The 20,619-nt window shown below is 57.6% G+C and carries 26 protein-coding genes and 1 tRNA gene; 24 read left to right on the top strand and 3 right to left on the bottom strand.

The genetic code is table 11. From position 1 onward, the window contains the following. Positions 1–157: 157 nt before the first annotated feature. Positions 158–234: transfer RNA gene (locus A3GO_RS0115365), tRNA-Arg, on the top strand. Between the two features lie 15 nt (positions 235–249). Here the strand turns inward: A3GO_RS0115365 and A3GO_RS24095 are convergent. The 3 genes from A3GO_RS24095 to A3GO_RS0115355 all read right to left on the bottom strand — a co-directional run bounded on the left by A3GO_RS24095 (position 250) and on the right by A3GO_RS0115355 (position 2,436). Continuing rightward, entirely contained in the window at positions 250–1,314 is a 1,065-nt protein-coding gene (locus A3GO_RS24095; protein ID WP_051302432.1) for a tyrosine-type recombinase/integrase, read from the bottom strand. After that, on the bottom strand, positions 1,215–1,535 hold the full coding sequence (locus A3GO_RS26885) for a helix-turn-helix domain-containing protein (protein WP_084610143.1): 321 nt from the start codon (positions 1,533–1,535) through the stop codon (positions 1,215–1,217). Before A3GO_RS26885 ends, A3GO_RS24095 begins: the two co-directional genes overlap by 100 nt. A 211-nt stretch (positions 1,536–1,746) precedes the next feature. After that, on the bottom strand, positions 1,747–2,436 hold the full coding sequence (locus A3GO_RS0115355; protein WP_029134156.1) for a S24 family peptidase: 690 nt from the start codon (positions 2,434–2,436) through the stop codon (positions 1,747–1,749). A 107-nt stretch (positions 2,437–2,543) separates the two neighbouring features. Here A3GO_RS0115355 and A3GO_RS0115350 point away from each other — a divergent pair, with 107 nt between their 5' ends. The 23 genes from A3GO_RS0115350 to A3GO_RS0115225 all read left to right on the top strand — a co-directional run bounded on the left by A3GO_RS0115350 (position 2,544) and on the right by A3GO_RS0115225 (position 20,612). Continuing rightward, the gene (locus A3GO_RS0115350) at positions 2,544–2,831 is read left to right on the top strand and encodes a hypothetical protein (protein WP_245621756.1); all 288 of its coding nucleotides are present in this window, start codon (positions 2,544–2,546) and stop codon (positions 2,829–2,831) included. Continuing rightward, on the top strand, positions 2,824–4,431 hold the full coding sequence (locus A3GO_RS0115345; protein WP_245621755.1) for a ParB family protein: 1,608 nt from the start codon (positions 2,824–2,826) through the stop codon (positions 4,429–4,431). The genes A3GO_RS0115350 and A3GO_RS0115345 overlap by 8 nt, the downstream gene beginning before the upstream one ends. Next, positions 4,431–5,039 (top strand): DUF2857 domain-containing protein, encoded by a 609-nt coding sequence (locus A3GO_RS24090; RefSeq protein ID WP_051302430.1) that lies wholly within the window; start codon positions 4,431–4,433, stop codon positions 5,037–5,039. The genes A3GO_RS0115345 and A3GO_RS24090 overlap by 1 nt, the downstream gene beginning before the upstream one ends. Further along, positions 5,032–6,291: an STY4528 family pathogenicity island replication protein gene (locus tag A3GO_RS24085; RefSeq protein WP_051302427.1), complete on the top strand. Its 1,260-nt coding sequence runs from the start codon at positions 5,032–5,034 to the stop codon at positions 6,289–6,291. The genes A3GO_RS24090 and A3GO_RS24085 overlap by 8 nt, the downstream gene beginning before the upstream one ends. Before the next feature lie 186 nt (positions 6,292–6,477). Beyond that, on the top strand, positions 6,478–7,287 hold the full coding sequence (locus A3GO_RS24080) for a PFL_4669 family integrating conjugative element protein (RefSeq protein ID WP_084610134.1): 810 nt from the start codon (positions 6,478–6,480) through the stop codon (positions 7,285–7,287). Between the two features lie 74 nt (positions 7,288–7,361). Then, entirely contained in the window at positions 7,362–7,742 is a 381-nt protein-coding gene (locus A3GO_RS0115325; RefSeq protein ID WP_029134153.1) for a hypothetical protein, read from the top strand. A gap of 10 nt (positions 7,743–7,752) precedes the next feature. Beyond that, on the top strand, positions 7,753–8,808 hold the full coding sequence (gene parM, locus A3GO_RS0115320; RefSeq protein WP_037375587.1) for a ParM/StbA family protein: 1,056 nt from the start codon (positions 7,753–7,755) through the stop codon (positions 8,806–8,808). Positions 8,809–9,006: 198 nt separating this feature from the next. Next, positions 9,007–9,411, top strand: coding sequence for a DUF3577 domain-containing protein (locus A3GO_RS0115315; RefSeq protein WP_029134151.1), 405 nt, complete (start codon positions 9,007–9,009; stop codon positions 9,409–9,411). Between the two features lie 119 nt (positions 9,412–9,530). Continuing rightward, complete coding sequence (gene radC, locus A3GO_RS0115310; RefSeq protein ID WP_037375585.1) at positions 9,531–10,022, top strand: RadC family protein; 492 nt, start codon at positions 9,531–9,533, stop codon at positions 10,020–10,022. Positions 10,023–10,119: 97 nt separating this feature from the next. Further along, positions 10,120–10,548 (top strand): DUF6573 family protein, encoded by a 429-nt coding sequence (locus tag A3GO_RS0115305; RefSeq protein ID WP_029134149.1) that lies wholly within the window; start codon positions 10,120–10,122, stop codon positions 10,546–10,548. Between the two features lie 103 nt (positions 10,549–10,651). Next, entirely contained in the window at positions 10,652–11,089 is a 438-nt protein-coding gene (locus A3GO_RS0115300; RefSeq protein WP_029134148.1) for a hypothetical protein, read from the top strand. Between the two features lie 574 nt (positions 11,090–11,663). Further along, a complete protein-coding gene (locus A3GO_RS0115290) occupies positions 11,664–12,569 on the top strand; it encodes a hypothetical protein (protein WP_029134147.1) in 906 nt (301 codons plus the stop codon). Between the two features lie 97 nt (positions 12,570–12,666). Next, positions 12,667–13,527, top strand: coding sequence for a hypothetical protein (locus A3GO_RS0115285; RefSeq protein ID WP_029134146.1), 861 nt, complete (start codon positions 12,667–12,669; stop codon positions 13,525–13,527). A gap of 35 nt (positions 13,528–13,562) precedes the next feature. Then, positions 13,563–13,985, top strand: a complete 423-nt coding sequence (locus A3GO_RS26880) for a GNAT family N-acetyltransferase (protein ID WP_029134145.1) — start codon at positions 13,563–13,565, stop codon at positions 13,983–13,985. Positions 13,986–14,028: 43 nt separating this feature from the next. Further along, entirely contained in the window at positions 14,029–14,625 is a 597-nt protein-coding gene (locus A3GO_RS0115275) for an NAD(P)H-dependent oxidoreductase (protein ID WP_029134144.1), read from the top strand. A 512-nt stretch (positions 14,626–15,137) separates the two neighbouring features. Then, positions 15,138–15,404: a type II toxin-antitoxin system Phd/YefM family antitoxin gene (locus tag A3GO_RS0115270; RefSeq protein WP_029134143.1), complete on the top strand. Its 267-nt coding sequence runs from the start codon at positions 15,138–15,140 to the stop codon at positions 15,402–15,404. A gap of 7 nt (positions 15,405–15,411) precedes the next feature. Next, positions 15,412–15,738 carry a type II toxin-antitoxin system RelE/ParE family toxin gene (locus A3GO_RS0115265; protein WP_029134142.1) on the top strand — a complete coding sequence of 109 codons (327 nt, stop codon included), beginning with the start codon at positions 15,412–15,414 and terminating at the stop codon, positions 15,736–15,738. Between the two features lie 993 nt (positions 15,739–16,731). Further along, positions 16,732–17,598 (top strand): phage integrase N-terminal domain-containing protein, encoded by an 867-nt coding sequence (locus A3GO_RS0115250; protein ID WP_029134141.1) that lies wholly within the window; start codon positions 16,732–16,734, stop codon positions 17,596–17,598. Positions 17,599–17,726: 128 nt separating this feature from the next. After that, positions 17,727–18,227: a PFGI-1 class ICE element type IV pilus protein PilL2 gene (pilL2, locus tag A3GO_RS25435; protein ID WP_051302425.1), complete on the top strand. Its 501-nt coding sequence runs from the start codon at positions 17,727–17,729 to the stop codon at positions 18,225–18,227. Continuing rightward, positions 18,217–18,990, top strand: a complete 774-nt coding sequence (locus tag A3GO_RS0115240; protein WP_029134140.1) for a coiled-coil domain-containing protein — start codon at positions 18,217–18,219, stop codon at positions 18,988–18,990. The genes pilL2 and A3GO_RS0115240 overlap by 11 nt, the downstream gene beginning before the upstream one ends. Before the next feature lie 5 nt (positions 18,991–18,995). Then, positions 18,996–19,292, top strand: coding sequence for a hypothetical protein (locus A3GO_RS0115235; RefSeq protein ID WP_157606837.1), 297 nt, complete (start codon positions 18,996–18,998; stop codon positions 19,290–19,292). After that, entirely contained in the window at positions 19,285–20,061 is a 777-nt protein-coding gene (locus tag A3GO_RS0115230; RefSeq protein ID WP_029134138.1) for a TIGR03759 family integrating conjugative element protein, read from the top strand. The genes A3GO_RS0115235 and A3GO_RS0115230 overlap by 8 nt, the downstream gene beginning before the upstream one ends. Further along, positions 20,058–20,612 (top strand): lytic transglycosylase domain-containing protein, encoded by a 555-nt coding sequence (locus A3GO_RS0115225; RefSeq protein WP_245621754.1) that lies wholly within the window; start codon positions 20,058–20,060, stop codon positions 20,610–20,612. Before A3GO_RS0115230 ends, A3GO_RS0115225 begins: the two co-directional genes overlap by 4 nt. Positions 20,613–20,619: the final 7 nt, after the last annotated feature.

Raw genomic sequence — 20,619 nt, 5'->3', positions numbered from 1 at the left:
CGAACCCTCGATTCATAAGGAAGGTTCGATCGCGGAGCACGCAGTGCGTAGCACAGCGACCGCAGGGAGCTAATCCCTCGCTCTCCGCCATTATTATAGTCAGCTATGTAGTTGACAAAGGGGCAGAAAATCTTCAGAATTCGCGCTCCAAAGTTAAGCGCCCGTAGCTCAGCTGGATAGAGTACCTGGCTACGAACCAGGTGGTCGGAGGTTCGAATCCTTCCGGGCGCGCCATTTTAGTAAGAAAAATCAAGCGGTTAGGCGATCAGCCTGCCGCTTTTTTTCTTTCCAGTTTGGCGACTGTGCTAGATTTGTGCTATCCAGCCGGGTCTCGGAAAGCTTGTCTGCATACTCCGCCAGATGTTCTACGGACAAATGAGCATATCTGCGGACCATTTCATGATCGGACCAGCCGCCCAATTCTTGTAGGACATATAACGGTGTTCCCTGCTGGACATGCCAACTTGCCCAGGTATGCCGTAAATCATGCCACCGGAAGTCCTTTATTCCGGCTCTGGCAAGTGCTTTGCGCCAGGCATGGTTATTAGCCTTGGTGACAGGTTTGCCTTTATAGGTAAACACGCGGGTTGAGTGTTTTCCTTTTTGCTGTCTGAGCACCTGTATGGCTTCGGCATTCAGCGGTACAGGGATAGCCTTTCGAGCCTTCGCTTGGTCGGCGTGTATCCATGCACATCGGCGATCCAGATCGACTTGGGACCATTCGAGTTTAACCACATTGGCTTCTCTCAAACCGGTCGCAAGTGCAAATCTCGCCATCGCTGCCAAGTGATCGGGAAGCTCGGATAACAAACGCCTTGCTTCCTCTCTCGTCAACCACCGAATACGGCGCTTTGCTTCCGGCATCATCCGAATGTGTGGAGTACGTTCCAGCCAATCCCATTCGCGCTCGGCGCGCCTGAGTATGGCCCGAACAACTTCAAGCATCCGGTTAACGGTTGCATTGGAAACGCCGTCGGACAACCGCGATTGTGTTAAATCGTCCAATACCTCCCTGTCAATTTCATCCAGGTATCGGCTATACAGATGGGGGTGTACCCGACGCAGATGGCCGATATCATCAACCAGGGTGACCTTCTCACCCTGTTTTTCGATCAGCCAGCGTTCAACCGCTTCTTCCCATTTTCGGCGAGGCTTTTCTCCAAGTTTGGAGACTCGCCAATAACCGGCTTTCAGTCGGTCATGGTATTCCTGCGCTAACTGTTTGTTGGCAGTTTTAGCAGACTTGCGTATTTGCTGGCCGCTGGGGGTGCTAAATCGCACCCACCAGATGTTGCCGCGTTTGAAGAGTGACATGGCTTTTTCTCCTGTACCCTGTCACTTTGCGGCGCTTGCCCTCGGTTAGAGTAAAGCGAATGCAAGTAGTCAGCAAGGTCATTTTCCAAGAAAACCCAACACTTCCCAGGCTTTGCCCCTTTGATGATTCCAGCACAGGCCTTTTGGCGTAGTACAGCGGGTGACATGTGCAAAAATGCAGCGGCTTGGTTCAGATCAAGGGTTCGATATCCATCGCCCATAGGTCCTCCCTCGGTTTTGGTAGTGCGTATTCTGGATCTGGGTTGTATGCAGGAAGAAACGTTAGCATTGAGCTAATGTTTAGGGCAAAAGAGAATGCTTAGCAAAGTGATAAACTTTTCACCAGATCAGCTTGGTGGCCTGGGGCACAAGGGGAGAGAGTCTGTGCTGGACCTACAAGTCCGTCATTGGGGCTTGAGGCGCCAGCAATGGTTATACCATCTCCCCCTTGAATATCACGACGCCACAGATCGTGGCCGCTTCGTTGACTTCGATGATGCGGTTCGGCCAGTCCGGATTCAGTGCCTTCAGATATTGTCGGTCTCCCTCAATGACCAACTGCTTGAAGGTTGCTTCGTTGGGCTCTTCGAGCTGAACCACCACGAACCTCCCATTCACCGCGGCGACAGTGGGGTCGACAAAGATCAGATCGCCCTCGTGAAATCGGGGTTCCATACTGGAGCCGCGAACACGCAGTACAAAGGTCTCGTCGCTGCAGGCTACCGGGCAAGGGAGTAACTCGCTTTCGTAGGGCGGAACGTAGCCCTCGGAGATCTCCGACCACTCACCCGCCTGTACCCAGGATATGAGCGGATGCAGGCCACGAATATCCGGACCGGGTTCGGCGTTGTTTTCCGGAGTGCCGGCCGGTGGTTGTCGTGGCGCTTCTTCGTGGGGTTCATCCATCCAGCCCACGGGCTTCCTCATGCCGCGTTCGAGCTTTACCGCCAGATCGTCTCCTATTCCACGCGGTGTCCCTTTCTTGGTCGGCATCCGGTTGCGGAGCTGGCTGAGGTACGAGCTGTTGGTGCCGACCAGGCGGGCAAGCTTGACCGCCGAGCCTGCTTCGGTAATGAGCTGCTCAAGATTTTGTAGCCTGATGTGTTCATGTTTTCGCTTCATGCTAAATAGTATAGCACCAGTCGATGCCAAAAATTTAGCACAAAGATAAACATATTTTTCTTCCTGTTTGTTGTCTGTCAATAAGCACGGTGCTAATGTTTCTCCGCATGGAGCTAAAACAATTCCTGAAAGCCGCCACTAAAAGGGAACGCGCGGAGGTAGCCAGGGTCTGCAATGACTCGGTTTCATACCTGTACCAACTGGCCGGGAGGCACCGGTATGCCAGCGCCTTGCTGGCGACCCGGATCGAGCGGATGACCCATCGAGTCGCCCAAGGTACCCAGGGCCGGCTGAAAATGGTGCTCAGGGATAGCCTGGTTCGGCATCCCGAAATCTTCTTTGGCGTCGGTGAGGAGGCGGGCGAATACGAAACGCCGGCATTGGAAGATGAGTAAACCCACCGCGGACAACCAACCCACTGACTCAAGGACCCCGGGCAAACCCGGCCGGTCTGAGAAGGCTGATGCGCCACAACTAATGCTGTTGGAGATCACGCGCATCAAGGCCTATGAACACAATCCGCGGCGCGGTGAGAATCCGGAATATGATCGTATCAAGGCCTCGATCCGCATCGATGGCATGGATCAACCGCTGGTGGTCACCTGTCGACCTGGTGAGTCGGATTATGTGGTAGGCGCCGGTGGTAATACACGGCTTCAGATTCTGCGGGCGTTGTACGAGGAGACGGGGGAGGATCGATTCTACTGGGTCGATTGTCTGGTCAAGCCATGGAGCCAGGAGTCGAGTGTGCTGCTGGCGCATCTCCGGGAAAACGATCTGCGCGGGGCATTGAGTTTCATCGACAAGGCGCGGGCCGTCTTCGAAGCCAAGCAGTTGCTTGAGCAGGAGACGGGAAGGGACAACCTGTCGCAGCGGCAGCTCGCGACGCTGCTCCGGGGTCGCGGCTACAGCCTGAGTCACGGGCTGATCTCTCAGATGGGCTACGCGGTCCACACCTTGCTCCCGGTGATTCCACAGGCCTTGCAGTCCGGCTTGGGCAGGCCGCAGGTGGAACGCATCCGTGCCCTGGACCGGGCCGCCCGCCAAATTTGGAAGCAGCGTGGTCTGGGCGATGATCAAAGTTTCGACGACGTGTTCGCCGCCTTGTGTGGCCGATACGACGGGATCGAGTGGGATCTCGACTCGCTGCGCAGTGCCATCGAGACAGAGATCGCGGAAGCGCTCGAACTGAGCATCCATGCCATTCGCGTGGAACTGGATGCGCACCTGCTCGGGAGCGTTATCGATGCTCCAACGCCAGCTCCGGTGCCGGTTGCTGTATCACCCAGCGAGGTTGATACCTCGGCAGGTATTTCGGCGGTAGATCCAGACGCGGCCAAGGCGGTACGCACTACGAATGACACACCCGACGAGCCAGTTGGAGAGAAGGCACCTGCCGTGCTCAAAGTGGCGTCCGCTGCACCGGCCGGGGATAAGGACACGCCGCCGGAACCTTCGAGCAAGTCATCAGCCGATCCTGCCCCGGATCCGCTGCCCCGGTCGATCACGCCGAGCAACCCTCCTGCCACGGATCTCAAATCACTACGCGCCAGGGCCTGGACACTGGCAGCGCGGCTTGCGCAGCGCAACGGCATTGCCGACCTGGTGGCGCCTCTCTCCGGCAAGGGGCTCGGGTTCATCCTTCGCGATGTACCGGATCCGTCACTGGCCGATCAACTCGATGCCGACACCCTGGGCCAGGTCTCCATGCTGTGGTGGCATCTGGCGGCCTGTGCGGAGATGACCGTGGCACCGCTGGAAGCAGTGGTCGCCACCCTGTCCGATGACTCGATTCTTCGCCAGGCGCTGGATAATCAGGATGCCGGCCTGCTGTTCAATAGCGTCTGGACGCTAGATCCGGGACACACCGCTTACCGGCTCTGGCGCCAACTCGGCGACCAGGACTGGCAGGATCTACTCCACCTGATGGACACCTACCGCCTCATTCACCGCACGGCGGTGGATACACAAGTTCGACTCTGGGGGGAGATGTGATGGACGGGACAAAAGAATCCGACCTGGTCACGGCCGTGCTGATGTACGCGATCCGCTGTCTGGCGGAAGGGGATCAATCGGCGCTACGCAACATGAATTTCGGCCCGCGTGAGATCGAGGCGCTGCGTGAAATGAATCTGGCCGATCTCTACCGTATCGAATCGTTGCGTGCCCACTGCCTGGATATCGGCCTCAATCGCGACGTCTACTGGCCGATGGTCGAGCATCTGCGCCGGCAGCGTGAGTCCGAAGAACTGCAGCAGCAGCTGATCGTAGCGGATGCGCCTTTGGAGATGATGCAGACGCTGTTCGGTCTGGGCTCCCGGGAATACACCCGACTGCGCCGCCTGTTGACCGTGGATCCCTCCGTCGGCCGACCGGCGGAACCCGACGAAGCGAGTTCGAACCAACTCTGGGGCGTCTGGGTGCAGCGAGTAGGTGATCAACGGGATGGTCCGCTTTCGCCGAATGAGTACCTCGCCATCCACCGGGAAACCGGCATCGCGATGCGGGGCATCTGGAACCTGACGCAGCGCTGGAATCAATACGGTGATCTGTCCGGCCAATGCAACCCCCGTGCCTCGGAGCGGGCGTGCTCGGATGGCTGAGGGTCCGCGTGGCCTCCGACCCGAGACCCACGCACTCGACGCACTGATCCAGGCGACCATCGATCGCGCACAACAGGCGCCGGGGAGCCTCCATACCGATACCATGTTGTTCATGGGGAACCGGCATCAGGCGTTTCCGACGCTGGTGGTGCAGGATCCGGTGCTCGAGCCGGTGGACAAGCTAGTGTGGATGGTCATCCTGTTGCAGGCCCATGAGATGGGCAACACCACCGCGTTTCCAAGCTATGAATACCTCGCCAGAAAGACCAACGTCGCTTCCACCTCGACCATCTCCAGGGCCATCGCCATTCTGCGCGCTACCCGCTGGCTGACCCTGTGCGCGCGACTGCGGGCGACAAGTGGCCGCTTCGGTGGCAATGTCTATGCCCTGCATGATGAGCCATTACCGCTGGCGGATGCCCTGCATCTGGACCCCGATTACATGAACTTCCTGCGCCAGTCACTGACGCATCATCATGCGCGGGTGCGCCTGGTCGCCCGCGGGGTGCTGGATACGATCGATGAAGATATCCACGAGGGTATCGATATCTGTGCCGTGCAACATCCGTTGGATCGTCGCGTACAGGCCGTGGAAGTGATCCAGCGGGATCTGCCTCGACGCTATTTCGCCTTCAGCGCGAAGGTGATGGGCCGGCTGCGAAACGGGGTGGTGGAAAAGGATCCGGATCACCAGGACCAAAATTCGAAGACGGATGAAAACCGCCCTCAAAATTTGTACCCACAAAAATCGAAGGCGGGTAGTTGTAGTAGTAGTTATATAAATACAACTACTACAGAAACAACCGAAGCGACAAAAATTTTCAGCCACGCGGATACCGAGGCGGCGCTGATCTACCCCCGGCGGCTGTCAGAGAATCAGCGCGCCCTGGCGGATCGCTATCTCAACACCGTGCCGGCAGACGTACGCCAGTCGATCCTTGATGAACTGGAGGGGCGGTTGCGTTCGGAGCAGAAGGGCATGCGCCCGCTGTATGACGAACTGCGCTTTCTGCACGCCCTGTGTCGGGCCGCGAAACAGGGGGAGTTCATCCCCAACCTGGGCATCAAGGTGCATGACGAGCGAATAGCCCGTGCGCTGGAGCGCTCCAGACGCCAGATACAAGAGGCGCCAGGTCCGGAGGATGCCGCCAATCGTCACAACACTCTGGCGGCAGGTCAAAAACGACTCGATGCGATACGGCGATCGCTGAAGATGCCGACACTGGCCGATAGGGACAGCAAGCCGCGCTGACGCGAGACCCAAGCCAAAGTGGTTACAGTGTAACCACTCCCGGCATGCCTCCCGATACGCATCCAGGAATATCCTCCTGTCCCATCAACCACGCAACCTTACGCACGGATAACCGCTTGTCTGTCGGCCCCGGACATGGATTGATGATGGACGCATTCAAGGCCAACAGGATGAAGGATATGCCCCATGAATTCCGGTAGATCAGATCCAGAGCAGGGTAGCGCCCAGAGCCCGAAGGAGGCGACCGTCGATACCGGACCCGGTGCACTGCGCGGGCAGGTCTGGTTGACGGTGCAGACGCGGCAGGCGCAACGGTTGATTCGCGGACGCAACGGCACGGCAGGCAAGCCCGCGATCATCGGCCTGGTGGGATTTGCCGACCGACTGCGGGTGATTTGGCAGGCCGCCCGAAATGACGACCCTTATGCGGACTGGTGGTTGATCCAGGTGCATGAGGTGCTCGAGCGGGTCCGCGATCTGGTTGCGGCCGAGCAGGCGACATTGGACGCGCGGCTCGACCAACTCAGCGCCTTGGAGGTCGCGGTGGCAAAGTCGCTCAAGCCCTATCGGGTCGCCTTGCGGTTTGCCAATCCCTATGCCTATCGGGGCGCCCAGATGGTCGCCGAGTACGACACCTTCGTGCGCACGCTGTTGACCGCCCACCATGTGGGGCTCCTGCCGAGCCCATCAATGGAGGCCCTGCTCAATGGTTGTGCGCGCAAGATCCGCGGCGCCTTCGCGCTACCCCAGGGTTATCACTTCCTGGGTGTCGATCGCGTGGCACTGAAACAGGGGACCGCCAACGCAAACCGCGCCCGTCAGGTCATGGGGGAGGTCCCGGAAGCGGTATTGAACGGTACGGACCAGGCGCCGTTGATGCCCCGCAAAGTCCAATTCCCCGCAGCGGCGGCCCGGCACATCCGTCTCCAGTCCGTGGAGGCGGCGCCGACGGAAAGTGATTCGGAGGCACGGAATGACGACATGGGCAGTACCTGATTTTCCCTGGTGTGCAGCACTCCTCTCGCCATAATCCCGTGACAACGGAATCGTACGGATAGGTCCGGCAGCCAATGGCTAAAGCAACGGGAGACGGGCGCATCGCGCTTGAGCTCGATCCACGGGTTGCGCTGGAGGCGCTTGTTCTCAATAGGCTGGAGCGGATTCCACCCGCGCGGCGTCAGGAGTGGCTACGCGGTCTCCTGGTTCAAGGGTTCCGGCATGAGTGCCAGACCTTGCGGGTGATACGGGATGAACCCCATTCGCAATCGACCGGACCACAGCAAGGGCAGGGCAGGGCGAGTAATCAGCCAAGCTCCCCGTTCGCCGCCTGGCTGGTGAAATCTGCGCCGCCATCCGGCACGCCGACCACGCCGATCGCCATGGCGGCGGAAACGGGCGTCAAGGGGCATCAGGCCAAGCCATTTGCCGGATTGAGAAAGGTGATCGGTTGAGCACGAGGATATGAGTGAACAGTTCACGAACGGAGGAGCAATGATGTCGGAGGCCAATACGATGACCCCCATCCCGGTGGGGCTCGATGATGGGTACGCCTTTACCAAGGTCGCGCTGCCGGATGGCAGGCTGATCGCCATTCCATCCCGGGCCAGGCTCGGTAAGTCCGGTGTCACTTGGATCCACACCGGCCGGCAACGCATCTTCGAATATGAAACCGACGGGGCCGTCTATTCGGTAGGCGCCGTCGATGGGTCACCCACTCAGTTCGAGGGCTATCCCACCACCGGCCTGAATCGCGTCATCGTACAGCACGCCCTGCAGGAGGCGGGCCTGGCCGGCCGATCGGTTCACGCGGTTTCCGGACTCCCGGTCAGCGCCTTCTACAAAATGAACGGCGAGCGGCGCCTGGTCGGTATCGAGAAAAAGCGCCTCAGCCTGAAGCAGGCGGTTCACCCGCGGATGGAGCGGCTACCGGCGGCGATCGCGTTCGTTGAAGTGATCCCGGAGGCGCTGGCGGCGTGGTACGACCATGTCATCGTCAACCAGGCGGAACAGGTCGTCCTCGACGAAGCACGACTGGCGGTGCCGATCGCCATCGTGGATATCGGTGGGCGCACCACGGACTACGTGGTGGTGAAGGATCAGGGTGTGGTTCACGCCTCGTCGGGCTCCCTGCTGGGGGGGCTGTTAGACGTGAAGCAGCATGTAGCCAATGGCATCCAGGAGCGTTTCGACCTGGAGCAGGTTGGTGAGCAACTCCTCTCGCACGCCGTCGAAACTGGCGCCGTACGCCTGCACGGCAAGGATTACGATGTCGCCCAATTGGTGGATATCGCCAAACGGGAACTCGTGGAACGGCTCCATGCGGAGACCCGTCGACAGCTTGGCCTGGGCGTGGAGCTGGACCAGGTGCTGTTCGTCGGCGGTGGAGCTGTTGCCCTGGCCGGGCATATCGCCGATTGGTTCCCCAATCAGACCATTGCCGAACACCCGGCCTTCGCCAACGCACGCGGCATGCTGAAGTACCTGCAATACGTCTGCGAAGCGTCGGACGTGGCCTGAAACGGTTTTATACGTGGTCACTGCGGTCTCAGTGACAAACCAGACGCCTTAGGACCGTGCGACAGGCGTTGCGGCGAAAGCCCCGGTCCCACTTTACGGAAACCTTGTCGTTTCCATTATTCACAAACCCTGCCGGGGAAGCCTTCCCGTCAGGGATGCGCTCGCTCCGGATTAAACCAACCTGAAGGAGCAAGTGCTATGTCCAGCAACGAAAGTAACAAGTATTTTGATCTTCACACCAGCGGCATCGGTTATCTCAATCGTGTCCGTGAGGTGAAACCGGAAAAGGGTACGCCTTTTCTGAGTGTCACCATTACCGCTTTGCACGGTAGCGTCGACGACGTCCATTACGCTCACTTCGAGTGTCCCGTGTCCGGCAAGAAGGCGCAGCAGGTGGTAAGCCAGCTCAAACCGGCCGTGGAGGGCAAATTGAAGGTGCTGGTCGGATTCACACTCAGTGACCTGAGCGCGGAATCCTTCACCCACAAGCACGGTGACAAGGCCGGCCAGACCGGTGTCAGTCTGAAGGCCCGTTTGCTGCGCATCTGGTGGGCCAAGGTTGACGGTCAGCCGTTTTTCAAGGAGCAAGAGAGCGCTGCTTGATTCCACATCTTGAATCCACATAAGGCCGGATAACGCTGTTATCCGGCCATCACTCAACCCACCCCGGGGGATCACTCCCCCATGGGTCTGGTCTCCCTGTCCATGCGAGGAGATCAATCATGAACCCTACAGACGACCGGTTCGCCGGTCTCAACCCGTCGCAGCTCAATGACGTTGAAAAGCAATCGGTGGTGATACTGGCGATGAAGGTATTGGCGGTCAGACATCGTGCCGGAAGAGCCTTGAGCAGCCCGGCGCAGACACGGGATTTCCTGCGTCTTCGACTGGCCGAATACCGAAACGAGGTATTCGGTGCGCTGTTCCTGGATAACCGACATCGGATCATTGCCGTGCGTGAGTTATTTCAGGGCACCATCGATGGTGCGTCGGTCCACCCGCGCGTTGTAGTGCAACAGGCCATGGAGGCGAACGCGGCCGCCATGGTCTTTTACCACAACCACCCCTCCGGGGTAGCGGAACCCAGCCAGGCGGACGAGATGATCACCCGCCGGCTGATAGAGGCACTTGCACTGGTTGACGTGCGCGTGCTCGACCACTTCGTGGTTACCGCGGGTGAGAGCGTCTCGTTCGCTGAACGCGGCTTGCTCTGACACGCGGCATTTTTTACAAACCTTGCCGGGAAAGCATCCACTTTCCCGGTAGGGAAGGCGGTGTGACCCGGTGTTAATTCCACCAAGGAGAAACACTATGTCCAACGCTTCAAATGACCGCAACGCTGATTCGTTTTTCGGCGAGGTTATCTCCACCTATACCCGGGCTCAGGCCATCGACGACGGTGTGCTGATCGATGTGGGTGACATGGCGCAGGAAGCTGGGTTTAAGCTGCCGGTGGCCATGACCACCGCCGCCTGGTCCGATTGTGTGGACTGGTCGGCGGATGACAGCAACAGGCAGGTTCCTCAGGATCAGTCCGGGCGCTTATGGGATGTGCTATTCATGGCCTCCCATGCCATTCGTACCCATACGGGCCAGGTCGACCGGCTGCCGTTCACGCTCTATCGGGTCCCCCGTGACGGGCATACCAGGAAGTCGGAACTCGCCCAGCTGAAGGTGGTCATCGGGCCGGGTGATCGAGGCGAGCCAGTGATCACCATCTTGTTGCCAAACGAGGACTGAGACCCGTTTCAGTACCCTCGTTTCATTTCATCGAGTCTAAGACTCGAGTTCAAAGCCAAACCCACCGGGGAGATCTTCTCCCGGGTGGGGATGGTCTCTCCCCTTGATCAACCATCAGAAGAGCCAGGATGAAATACATCATTCAATATGCATTGCCCTACGAACACTGGGTCAGGGTCGACTTCGAGCCGAAAGCCCTGATGTCGCTATTGCCAGGGCCAGTGAACTGTTTGATCAGAGTGATATCTGGCAGGACAAGGCAGAAGTCTCGTGGCTATACGATGACATTGGGGAATTCGGAGATGCGGGTATCCCACTGGAGTTTACCGTAGAGTCGGAAGTGGCAGGGGACTGGCCGGAACCCGACGCCAGCATCAAAGCGCTTCGCCGCCGGGACGCGGCTTTTCAGACCGCCCATTTGCTGGTGGAAGCCTTCCGCCGCGGGACAGAGCGCGGCGGCAGCATCGACTGGGGCGATCTGGATCATGCCTATCGCATGGCAATGGAAGCATCGGAAGCATCAGGTCATGGTGCGGGCTGAGGCTGGCCCGTTCCAGGGCGGGTCGACTACGCCATTGATGGATTCAAGGCGGTGAAATAAACCACGTTGCATTCGTTGTAATCAATTATAACGCCCCGCTTGTCCGGGCGTTTTCCTCTTCGGATCATGAACCGGTGTGATCCTCACCGAGTGAGGGTTGTCTGGGTGTGGCGCGGCGAGCACCTGTCGTGTCTTTCCGGATCTGATCAGGGTGGGTGATTTGACAGTTAATTGCTGGTGATGGGATGGTTGGCTTAGCCAACCGGGGCGATTAATGGGTGGGCCCTTTCTTCGAAGTGACTCATGGATGGAGTATGTTCAGTGACCTGTCGGTCCTGGTTTATGTAGAGGTGATTAAGAATAAGGTAATGCTTATCGCTTTAATTGGGCCGCTGCCAGCAGGAAAAGGCAATTTCAATCCCATAAATTCCAATCTTCCGGCACAGTAAAGAAACTATTTCCTCCCACCCTCATTGTCTGGTAGCCTGTTGAGATATAAGAAATATCGGCTTGGCAGGATGCTGAATACGATTCCAATCCGGTATCTCCGCCGCGTAAGCAGAGAAAAGCGAGGATGGACAAAGTTCGCATCAAATTAACGCTTCAATTCGATCATCCCGTCAATGCTTATGCGCTGGTGATCGGAGGTTATTATCCGCTTTCGCTCGCATTCAGCGGTATGCTTCTAATCGATCGGAATATTTTGAGTGTTCTGTCGTCTGTTTCTGGCCTTAGTACTCGTCAAGATGCCGAAGCAAACAGATGGTGGCTAAGCTTCTTGAACAGGTCGCAGTGTATACTAAATCCGGTATTGTGTGCACTTGAGGGGGAGGAAGGTGCGGTTCCTTCTTACGAAGAGTTCTGTGCTTCTTTTGATACTGCGTGCGAATACATCCGTAAGCACCTACCCAACGCCCAGGTCGTAAACTTCGTCCAAGATGCTTATCAAGCAGCTTACTCAACGGTCGAAGATTTGACAGTAAGGTACGAAAACGAACGAGCGTTCTTAGTTGGCGCGGCTTCACTGCTGGCGCGGCGAAATAAATCATCCGAACTGCGGAGTGTTGAGGATAATCTTTTTTCACTTTGTTCTAGTTCCGGGTTGGAAGTTTTTTCTCTACCACTTATCGTAGCGCTGTCCTGTCTGTATGAGTCTCGCGACGGAAACGAACAATCGATTGGTAGACGAATCATAAAACCAACTGAATACTACGATGAAAAGAGAGCGCACAATACAATCAGCGACCTAAGGGCCTTGGAGTATCTTGCTATAGCAAATGGGCTCGGTATCGGCAGCATAACTTTCTGCACACGCGACAAGGCGTTGGCGGCTTTATGGTGTGCTTTGAAGATGGAGCCTGGGTATTGGGAAAATGGAGGAGTGAGCATAAACATGTCCCTCGGTGCCCAGCTCTTCCCAACACTGGGCGAAGATGAGATCAATCAACTACACCAACGAATGGCGCAGAAAGCCTTCTAGCGAGGCTATTAAATTCGCTTCCTGCGGCCGCCGAACACTCGTTTCTTACGTAGTTTATTGCGGGTGGTATGCGTTTGCTGAACAGTAGGATTTAGCTTTGATAAAGGAACTCATATATAGGTGGTTACTGCCACGTCTTATCAATAGGGTATGTGAATCACAAATTCCCCGCTCTGGCAAGAAAGGGGAAGAAGTGAATTGCTATGTGGTAGCTCTAGATCAAAGTGATTCACCGTATTTTGTCGCGACCGCAATTAGTGGCGATGTTCTGATCGGGCTAAAATATGATGGAAAGTCTTACGCCGACAAAGCCACTATCCCCATTTCAGACTTGAAGAATGGGACTTTAAGAATTACGCATTATTATGGTCTATCTGAAGTCATATATGACAGTATTTATGATGCTGCCTGGCAGTACCTTACAAAGCTCATTTACCTCAAGATTCATATATATCGATACATAGATAGTACCTTTCAGTATTTTTTCAATAAACGTAAACTCGTTACAAAGAGGAGAATGGAACTTCTGCGATTGATGATGGAAGATCAATTGGATAGCGCGCATGACGGAATTGATTCTCTTGATTTAATGTCCAAGCTCTATTCCATGAGATTGTTTTCGCATCCGTCTTGGGAAGTGCAGCACAAAAAACTTGAACTCTATCTGGACTCTCTCGTATCGTCGGGTGAACTGAGAAAAGTAAACAGTGAATATGTTGTTTCCGGCGAGGCTATTAGCACGATCGAAAAATACGAAGAAGACGAAAGGCGCCATACCGAAGCCGTGAAGCTTCAAAGAAAGATGCTCTGGCTAACTATAATCGCTGTGATTTTTGCAATAGTACAGTCAGGGCTTATTAAGCTGCCGACAATTATCGACTTTTCAAATATCTCTGGTATCGAGGGCTCACATAACGAAGCTAATAAAGCCGACGCAGAAAGCCGCACGGCAGATTAGCGCCGTTGGGCTACAGGATTATCATTGGTGTGCGAATGAAATATTCAATCCGTCCCGCCTGCGACGCAGACTATCAGTACTGTTACAGGCTCACTAAGCGGAACATGCATGATCTATTCTGTCGCCATTGGGGCGGATGGGTTCCAGCTGAATTTCGCAAAGGATTCAATCCTGGAAACGTCTCCATTGTGATTATGAATGAGCGAAGAGTTGGCTATCTGAGCATGAAACGCGATGATCAAGGGATATACATTGAAAATATCCAGTTGTCGCCTTTCCTGCACGGCAGGGGTATGGGCACTGAGATCCTTGAGCAACTATTGAAGCGGTATGACAGAGAAGTTATTCGGCTTACGACATTTTCGGATAACCCCGCAAGGTGCTTGTATGAGCGGCTGGGTTTTATCATTACAGCACGCGAGGAGGGAATCCTTCAAATGGCGAGAATTCTTCGTTGAGCTTGGTGTTAGCGTCAATTGACAAAGAGGAACCAGCAATCAAATGAAGTGCCTTGTAGTAAAAGCCCATCCGCTTTCAGAAAGCCTGTGTTCAGCTCTCGCGGAGCGTGCCGTCCGAGTGCTTGAGGGCGCAGGGCACGCGATTGAGGTGGAAGACCTCTACGGTGAGGGTTTTGGTGCTTCCCTTACAGAAGCCGAACGGCGCAGTTACTACGTGGGCCCTTACTCTGCCCAGCAGGTATCAGAGCAGATTGAACGGCTACTGGTTGCGGAAGCCATCGTGTTGGTGTTCCCCACTTGGTGGTTTGGGTTTCCCGCCATCCTCAAGGGCTGGTTTGATCGGGTGTGGGCGCCAGGTGTGGCGTATGACCATGCGGATGAGTACGGCCGTATTACGCCGCGGCTGAATCACCTCCGCCATATGCTGGCCGTTACTTCGCTCGGATCTCCATGGTGGGTGGATCGTTTCGTGTTGCGCCAGCCCGTCAAGCGGGTACTCAAGACCGCTGTTGTCGGAACCTGCGCGCCACAATGTCGGCTGGAGATGCTGTCGCTGTATAAGAGCGAAGAACTCGCGTCGGCACGGGTGGAACAGCATTGGAGGCGGGTAGAGCGAGCCCTCCAGCGGTGGCCGCGTTAACCAGTAATGGGAAATAGCCGATTCTCAATTGACAGGTGCCGAGGGCTGGGGCCAGTAGTGGTCAAGAATTCTGCCCAGGTTTAATATCTCGATCCGCAAAAACCGGATGGATTTTCGGCCCCAAAAATACGATCACTAACAGTACTGCAATCCAGACTGTCGCTATGAATGTCGGCATCGATGCTGCGCCCAGCATTGCAATAAAGCAGATTTCCATTGTCGTCCAATTTGACATGTCAGATCATCCCTGATTGGTGGTGAAAACTAGCTAAGAATTATATTCTGTATTTGGGTTGGTATCAATATTCCTATTCCAAAATACCGTACTGTGGCGAGGTGCGCTTGTAACAGGGTCACAGCCTCGTGCGTCTGATTTCTATGAAGTCTTGGCGGAAGGGGCAGGTCAGCGCGACACCTTATCCCCAACCCCATTCTATATTAAGAGACCTATTGAGGGTCCATATAACAGGTGCTATTGTTAGTACTTATTACAGGTTTTTGTGGAGGCAATCATGACTATCAAATTTTCCGAGGATTTGGTTCCCTTGACGGATCTGAAGGTGAACCCGGGCCGCGTGGTGAAGCACACCACAGAGGCTCACCGACCCGTGTTGCTGACCAGCCGGGGTCGGGGTGTCGCGGTGGTCCAGTCGGTCGCTGATTACGAGAAAGCCGAGGAAGAGCGGGCCTTCATGCGCGCAGTGATCGCAGGGCTGGCGGACTTGGAGGCGGGGCGCGAGGTATCCCTCGACGAGGCCAAGGCGCGGCTCGGTCTTTAGTCGTTACATGCCCACAGTGACCATCAGTTTTGCTGAATCCGCGCTTCGCGATCTCGAGGCGGTCCGAGCCTGGTATGCCGAGCAAGGGGTACCTGATGTTGGGGCGAGGCTGGTGGCGGAAGTCTTCCAGCGCGTCCAGGCCTTAGCCGACCATCCCGATCTGGGCCGGGTGGTGCCCGAATTTGATCAGTCCTTTCTGCGGGAACTCATCCAACCGCCATTTCGCATTGTGTACCGGCGCGATCCCCAGCGGGTGAGGATTGTCCGTGTCTGGCGCAGCGAGCGTCTACTGCATCTTCCCACGACTGACCAGGAAGGCCCGTCGAGCACGTGAAGATTTGCTGTGCTATCTGAGCGGACTGTCTAAGCCGAGCTGAGACAATGGAGTGGTTACACTGTAACCACTTCGCTTGTTCGCACCCTTACATTACCGCACCACCCATCACGTACCACTATTCGGGCTGTCCACAGAGTCCACAGGCCTTGCCCGACACGGCGTAGCGAGCCCCTTCACTCGCGCAGCCAAGGGCGGGGCCGCTTCAGCGGCGCCTGTGGGTCCCTGTGGTCAGGCCGTTCTGCTCTGCAAGCCCGTGCCGACCGTCATTACCATGCGGCATGACAGGCGTGAGCCTGGCGGTCTGCTTGGATTGCAGCGAAGCGCCCTCGTCACTAGTGAGCGCAGCGGTGTAGTGACGAGGGCGACGCTCCCGGAAACCGTGCGGGTTTGCGACTGGATTTGGCCGTGACGGGTACGTGATGCGTTCCTATACTGCCGCCCTCGATGGCCAGATTCCAGCGGATTTAACCGTGGCCACTGCGGGTACAGTGGCGCTTGAGCGCATCCGGATCATTTGACGCGCTACGGCTTCGGCCGTTGATCCATCTTCCAGCCAATACGGACCGCAAGGTCTGCTCTTGACCCAGGCATCAGCCTGCATTCACGCGACGAGCCGAGACGACCACCCGGTAGGGTGTCTTCGACGTTCATTTTCCCCTAAACCCCGCGGACGCTGTCCGCTCAATTCCAAGGAGGTGATGTCTATCCACGATCGAAGGATGCCCATCCATGGGCATGTTGGTCTACGCGGACCAACCCCAACAGGGGGAACCCGTGTTGCCTGTGACCAGGCACATTCAGGTCGAATGGGAGTGGTGTCCCATGACTTTTAGCGCAAGCGATACCGCCATGTAACCGCGTACCGGCTGAAACAGTCCTGTTTCGGCGTTTACACAGTTGCATAGGTCCCCAGGACAAGCGGTCCTTGCTCTTCCCAGACGGCTACGGCCCCTGGGTTGTCAGAAACACTTACCTGAAAGCGAGCACACTGTGAGAGAGCTGAACTACCAACTCAAACAACTCTGCCGGCGGAATCGCGACGGCAGCTACCGGACCCAGGCGGATCGGGAGCGGCAATTGACCCTGATCGCCAATCAACTCCACGGGCTGGGTTATCGAAGGATGAATGCGCGGTCGCTGAAACCAAAACATGTCGAGGCATTGGTCCAGCAGTGGCAACAAAGTGCGCTATCGACCGGGGCCATCAAGAATCGCCTGACGGTGATTCGCTGGTGGGCGCAAAAGGTTGATCGCCGGAACGTCGTGGCCCGGTCAAATGATCACTACGGCATTCCGGATCGGCAATTCGTGAGCAACGACTCTAAGGCGCGGACGGTGACCGCGGTAGATCTAGAACAGGTGCGTGATCAGCATGTCCGCATGAGCCTGGAACTGCAGCAGGCCTTCGGGCTGCGACGCGAAGAGGCGATCAAGTTTCAACCGAGCTTTGCGGACCAGGGGGATCATATCCGACTGAAGGCGAGCTGGACCAAGGGTGGCAAGGCGCGGGTTATCCCGCTGAAAAATGATGCCCAGCGCAGGGTCCTCGATCGTGCCCGGCACCTGGCCGGGAACGGCTCCTTGATACCCAGTGCGCGCAACTACCGGCAACAGCTCAGGGTCTACGAGCGGCATACCGCCAACGCCGGACTCTCCAGGATGCACGGCCTGCGCCACGCCTACGCCCAACAGCGCTACCGGGAACTCACCGGTTGGCCGGCGCCCGCGGCGGGCGGTCCCGGCATCAAGGCGATGACGCCGGAACAGAGGCGGATGGATCATCAGGCGCGCCAGACCATCAGCCGGGAACTGGGGCATGAACGAGAGCAGGTCAGCGCGATTTATCTTGGCCGCTAACCGGTGGCCGGAAAAGCGCGCGGGTGATCGCATCGATTTACCGTTTCAAGCATCGAGACGGGGCGCAATGATAGCGGCTCCAAAAGCGTGAGCATCCCAATGCCCAAACCCATGATCCTGGTTTCACTATGAAGAGAGCACCCTTTGCCATTGCCCGACCGTTATTCGCGCTTGCGATGGGGCTGGGCGGGGTATGCGTCCCGGCCGATGCATCGGCGGATGCCGATGAGGTGCAGGTCGGGCGATATTCGACCCTGCCCCCCGTGGCGACAGTCGCCCAGGCCGATCTGCTGGCCGCGATCATCACGGTCCGGATCCCGGAGTCTGTGCAGACGGTGGGTGAGGCGGTGCGCTACCTCCTCCTGCGTAGTGGCTACCGGTTGCAGGCGATGGAGGCGATGAATGCGGATACCGTCGACCTGTTGGCCTTGCCACTGCCCGCTGTGCATCGAGCGTTCGGCCCCATTGTCCTGCGCCGCGCCCTGGAAATGCTGGCGGGCCCCGCCTTCCGACTGGTGCAGGATCCCCAGCATCGGCTGATCTCATTCGAGTTGTGTCCGTTGGCGAAGGGTGCTGCGCAGACTATCGATTCGAGTTGGATAAAGGAGGGCCCACGAGATGGAGGATGAACTGCAGTATGGATCGCCGTCGCCCCGGATCCAGGACACCGGCCATGAAACGGCAGAGAAGCCGGGTAAGAGAAGGTCACCGACAAAGATCCTGCTGACGGCTGTCGTCATCGGCGCGCTCACCCTTGGTGTATTGGTGATCCTGCTAGATCCGGTTGGTGGGCAGCACGAGGCGTCCGTCATCAAGCAGCATGCTGCACTGGATGAAGGGGTGGAGGAGGGAGCCACTCTCAGCGGAATGCGCATTAGCAAGGATCCATCACCGACCGACACAGCGTTTGCGGCGATCGAGCACGGTATCGAAGGATTGTCCGGACAGATCCGCCAAGGGTTCGACTCCCTGAGGAACGAACGGACAGGCACGAACACTGAGTTGGCGAGTCTGGCTGACGGTATCCGCGAGATTCAGGCATCGATCGCGGCGTTGCACCAGGGTAATGAAACGCTGAATCAACGCATTGCCGATACCCAATCCCGGTTACAGGGGATCGCCAAGGAGTTACAGGGACTCAGGATCGCCAGCAAAAAGCGGGTGCCGGCACAACGCAAACCGGCAGCTAGTGTGCCGCCATTCCAGATCGAGGCCATCGACCGCTGGGATGATGCCGACTATGTCGCCGTCTCCCAGAACGGACATATCGTCTTCCTGCGAGAAGGGGAGCAGCGCTCCGGTTGGCAGGTCGTGCGTATCGACCGGCAGCAAGGTCGGATTGCGTTTCGGAGTCCCGACGGTCAGGACTATTCGGGTTCGCCAGAGAGGTAATGCCCATGGAACCGTTGATTGTGATGCTCTTGTTGTTGGGTGTCTTCTCGTCCGACACGGCGACGGACCCGGGCGAAGAGAAGCCTTCCCTTACGATGGAGGCCCCTGCAGCGGTGGGCGGCCCATCGGAGCAGGGAAGCGAAGAACCTGCCGCAATGAATGATGGCTACCGGCAACGGTTGGCATGCCAAGTGGCGCTGCACGACGTGATCTACCGGGATCTGAGTCGTATAAAAAAGCAGCCGGTCACGGCAGAAAACGCCGATGCCCGTGACTGTGAAGGAGGTTGCCGGGATGAGTAACGGCGCGAAACGCATAACGGCTTTCCTGGCTCTCCTGATGATGGGCTCGGCATTTGCCATCGAACTGTCCGGTACACGGATGAGCCAAACCGAAACCGACCTGTCGGCGACAGACGAGTACAGACTGACCCCGACCGAGTTGGCGCGATCACGTGCCTGGGACCTGTCGCCGCAGGAGTGGCATCGTTACAAGCAGTTGATGCAGGGCATCCGCGCCAGCATCAGTCCAGCGACCATCTCACCCATCGAAGTCCTGGGGATCCATGCCCGGGATGAGACCGAGCGTCGTCGCTATGCCGAGCGCTGGGTCCATGCCATGCGCGAGGACGTGGGTCGGATACTGGCCTTCCAGCACGCCTATGATGAGGCCGGTAAACGCCTCTATCCGGATGAGCCCCTGATCGATCCCGCCCGCCTGCCCGGGCCTGGCGACAGCAAGGGTGCCCTGCAGTCGTCCGATCGGGTGTTGTTCTTCACCCGGCCGGATTGCCCGGCCTGTGACGCCTTGTGGAACAGGTTGCGCAAGCGCGTTGATGACCTGGCCGGTATCGACATCTACATCACCGGCGTGAAACCCGGTGATGACCCGGCGGTGCGCGCATGGGCCGCCGCTCACGGGATCGATCCGGCATGGGTGCGCAGCCGCCGGATCACCCTGAACCACGAGGCGGGTGCATTGCAGCGGCTCACCCAAGGAAAGGAGGAGTCCCCCTACCTGCTGCGTCTACGCGATGAGGCGCTGTCGCCACTGCGCCCCTCGGCGTTATGAGCGTATGCCTACCGTACCGCCTGTTCGTCTGCTGGGTGGCCGTCCACGGGATCCTCTGGCCGACGGCCGGGTGGGGCGGATCGTCTATCCCCAGCGGTTATCGCCTCATCGCAGCGGAATACGGTGTCCCGTATACCGTGCTCTATGCCATCGCCCTGGCGGAAAGCGGTGTGGGAAAAAGCGAGGAGGGGGTGCGCCAACCCTGGCCTTGGACCCTGAATGTCGCCGGCCGCAGCCATCTCTTCCCCTCGCGTGTAGCCGCCTGGGAGGCCCTGAGTCAGTCAATCGCCGGAGGAAAACGCTCCATCGACATCGGTCTGATGCAAGTGAACTGGCGCTTCCACCAGGACAAACTGGGGGATACCTGGCAGGCACTGGATCCCTATCACAACTTGCGGGTGGCGGCCCGGATCCTGCGGGACTGCTTCGAGCGGCGGCGTGACTGGTGGGCTGGCGTCGGCTGCTATCACTCCCCCGGTAACAAGGCTCGTGCGGAACGCTATCGGATACGGGTGGCGGGGCACTGGCAACGGCTGGCGTCAAACAGGTAGCACTGTG

Origin of the sequence: Sedimenticola selenatireducens DSM 17993 (assembly GCF_000428045.1) — a bacterium.
In the GTDB taxonomy this organism is placed as follows: Bacteria; Pseudomonadota; Gammaproteobacteria; order Chromatiales; family Chromatiaceae; genus Sedimenticola; species Sedimenticola selenatireducens.
The sequence above is the reverse complement of the archived record's forward strand: the minus strand, read 5'-3'. Positions and strand labels throughout refer to the sequence as shown.

Excerpts from the sequence above, each read along its gene's own strand:
- A3GO_RS0115325 (WP_029134153.1), top strand. The coding sequence starts at position 7,362 with ATGGCTAAAGCAACGGGAGACGGGCGCATCGCGCTTGAGCTCGATCCA.
- A3GO_RS24095 (WP_051302432.1), bottom strand. The coding sequence starts at position 1,314 with ATGTCACTCTTCAAACGCGGCAACATCTGGTGGGTGCGATTTAGCACC.
- parM (WP_037375587.1), top strand. The coding sequence starts at position 7,753 with ATGAGTGAACAGTTCACGAACGGAGGAGCAATGATGTCGGAGGCCAAT.
- A3GO_RS24090 (WP_051302430.1), top strand. The coding sequence starts at position 4,431 with ATGGACGGGACAAAAGAATCCGACCTGGTCACGGCCGTGCTGATGTAC.
- pilL2 (WP_051302425.1), top strand. The coding sequence starts at position 17,727 with ATGAAGAGAGCACCCTTTGCCATTGCCCGACCGTTATTCGCGCTTGCG.
- A3GO_RS26880 (WP_029134145.1), top strand. The coding sequence starts at position 13,563 with ATGAAATATTCAATCCGTCCCGCCTGCGACGCAGACTATCAGTACTGT.
- radC (WP_037375585.1), top strand. The coding sequence starts at position 9,531 with ATGAACCCTACAGACGACCGGTTCGCCGGTCTCAACCCGTCGCAGCTC.
- A3GO_RS0115305 (WP_029134149.1), top strand. The coding sequence starts at position 10,120 with ATGTCCAACGCTTCAAATGACCGCAACGCTGATTCGTTTTTCGGCGAG.
- A3GO_RS0115275 (WP_029134144.1), top strand. The coding sequence starts at position 14,029 with ATGAAGTGCCTTGTAGTAAAAGCCCATCCGCTTTCAGAAAGCCTGTGT.
- A3GO_RS0115345 (WP_245621755.1), top strand. The coding sequence starts at position 2,824 with ATGAGTAAACCCACCGCGGACAACCAACCCACTGACTCAAGGACCCCG.
- A3GO_RS0115350 (WP_245621756.1), top strand. The coding sequence starts at position 2,544 with ATGGAGCTAAAACAATTCCTGAAAGCCGCCACTAAAAGGGAACGCGCG.
- A3GO_RS0115290 (WP_029134147.1), top strand. The coding sequence starts at position 11,664 with ATGGACAAAGTTCGCATCAAATTAACGCTTCAATTCGATCATCCCGTC.
- A3GO_RS0115225 (WP_245621754.1), top strand. The coding sequence starts at position 20,058 with ATGAGCGTATGCCTACCGTACCGCCTGTTCGTCTGCTGGGTGGCCGTC.
- A3GO_RS0115265 (WP_029134142.1), top strand. The coding sequence starts at position 15,412 with ATGCCCACAGTGACCATCAGTTTTGCTGAATCCGCGCTTCGCGATCTC.
- A3GO_RS24080 (WP_084610134.1), top strand. The coding sequence starts at position 6,478 with ATGAATTCCGGTAGATCAGATCCAGAGCAGGGTAGCGCCCAGAGCCCG.
- A3GO_RS0115230 (WP_029134138.1), top strand. The coding sequence starts at position 19,285 with ATGAGTAACGGCGCGAAACGCATAACGGCTTTCCTGGCTCTCCTGATG.
- A3GO_RS24085 (WP_051302427.1), top strand. The coding sequence starts at position 5,032 with ATGGCTGAGGGTCCGCGTGGCCTCCGACCCGAGACCCACGCACTCGAC.
- A3GO_RS0115315 (WP_029134151.1), top strand. The coding sequence starts at position 9,007 with ATGTCCAGCAACGAAAGTAACAAGTATTTTGATCTTCACACCAGCGGC.
- A3GO_RS0115270 (WP_029134143.1), top strand. The coding sequence starts at position 15,138 with ATGACTATCAAATTTTCCGAGGATTTGGTTCCCTTGACGGATCTGAAG.
- A3GO_RS0115355 (WP_029134156.1), bottom strand. The coding sequence starts at position 2,436 with ATGAAGCGAAAACATGAACACATCAGGCTACAAAATCTTGAGCAGCTC.
- A3GO_RS0115235 (WP_157606837.1), top strand. The coding sequence starts at position 18,996 with ATGGAACCGTTGATTGTGATGCTCTTGTTGTTGGGTGTCTTCTCGTCC.
- A3GO_RS0115240 (WP_029134140.1), top strand. The coding sequence starts at position 18,217 with ATGGAGGATGAACTGCAGTATGGATCGCCGTCGCCCCGGATCCAGGAC.
- A3GO_RS26885 (WP_084610143.1), bottom strand. The coding sequence starts at position 1,535 with ATGGGCGATGGATATCGAACCCTTGATCTGAACCAAGCCGCTGCATTT.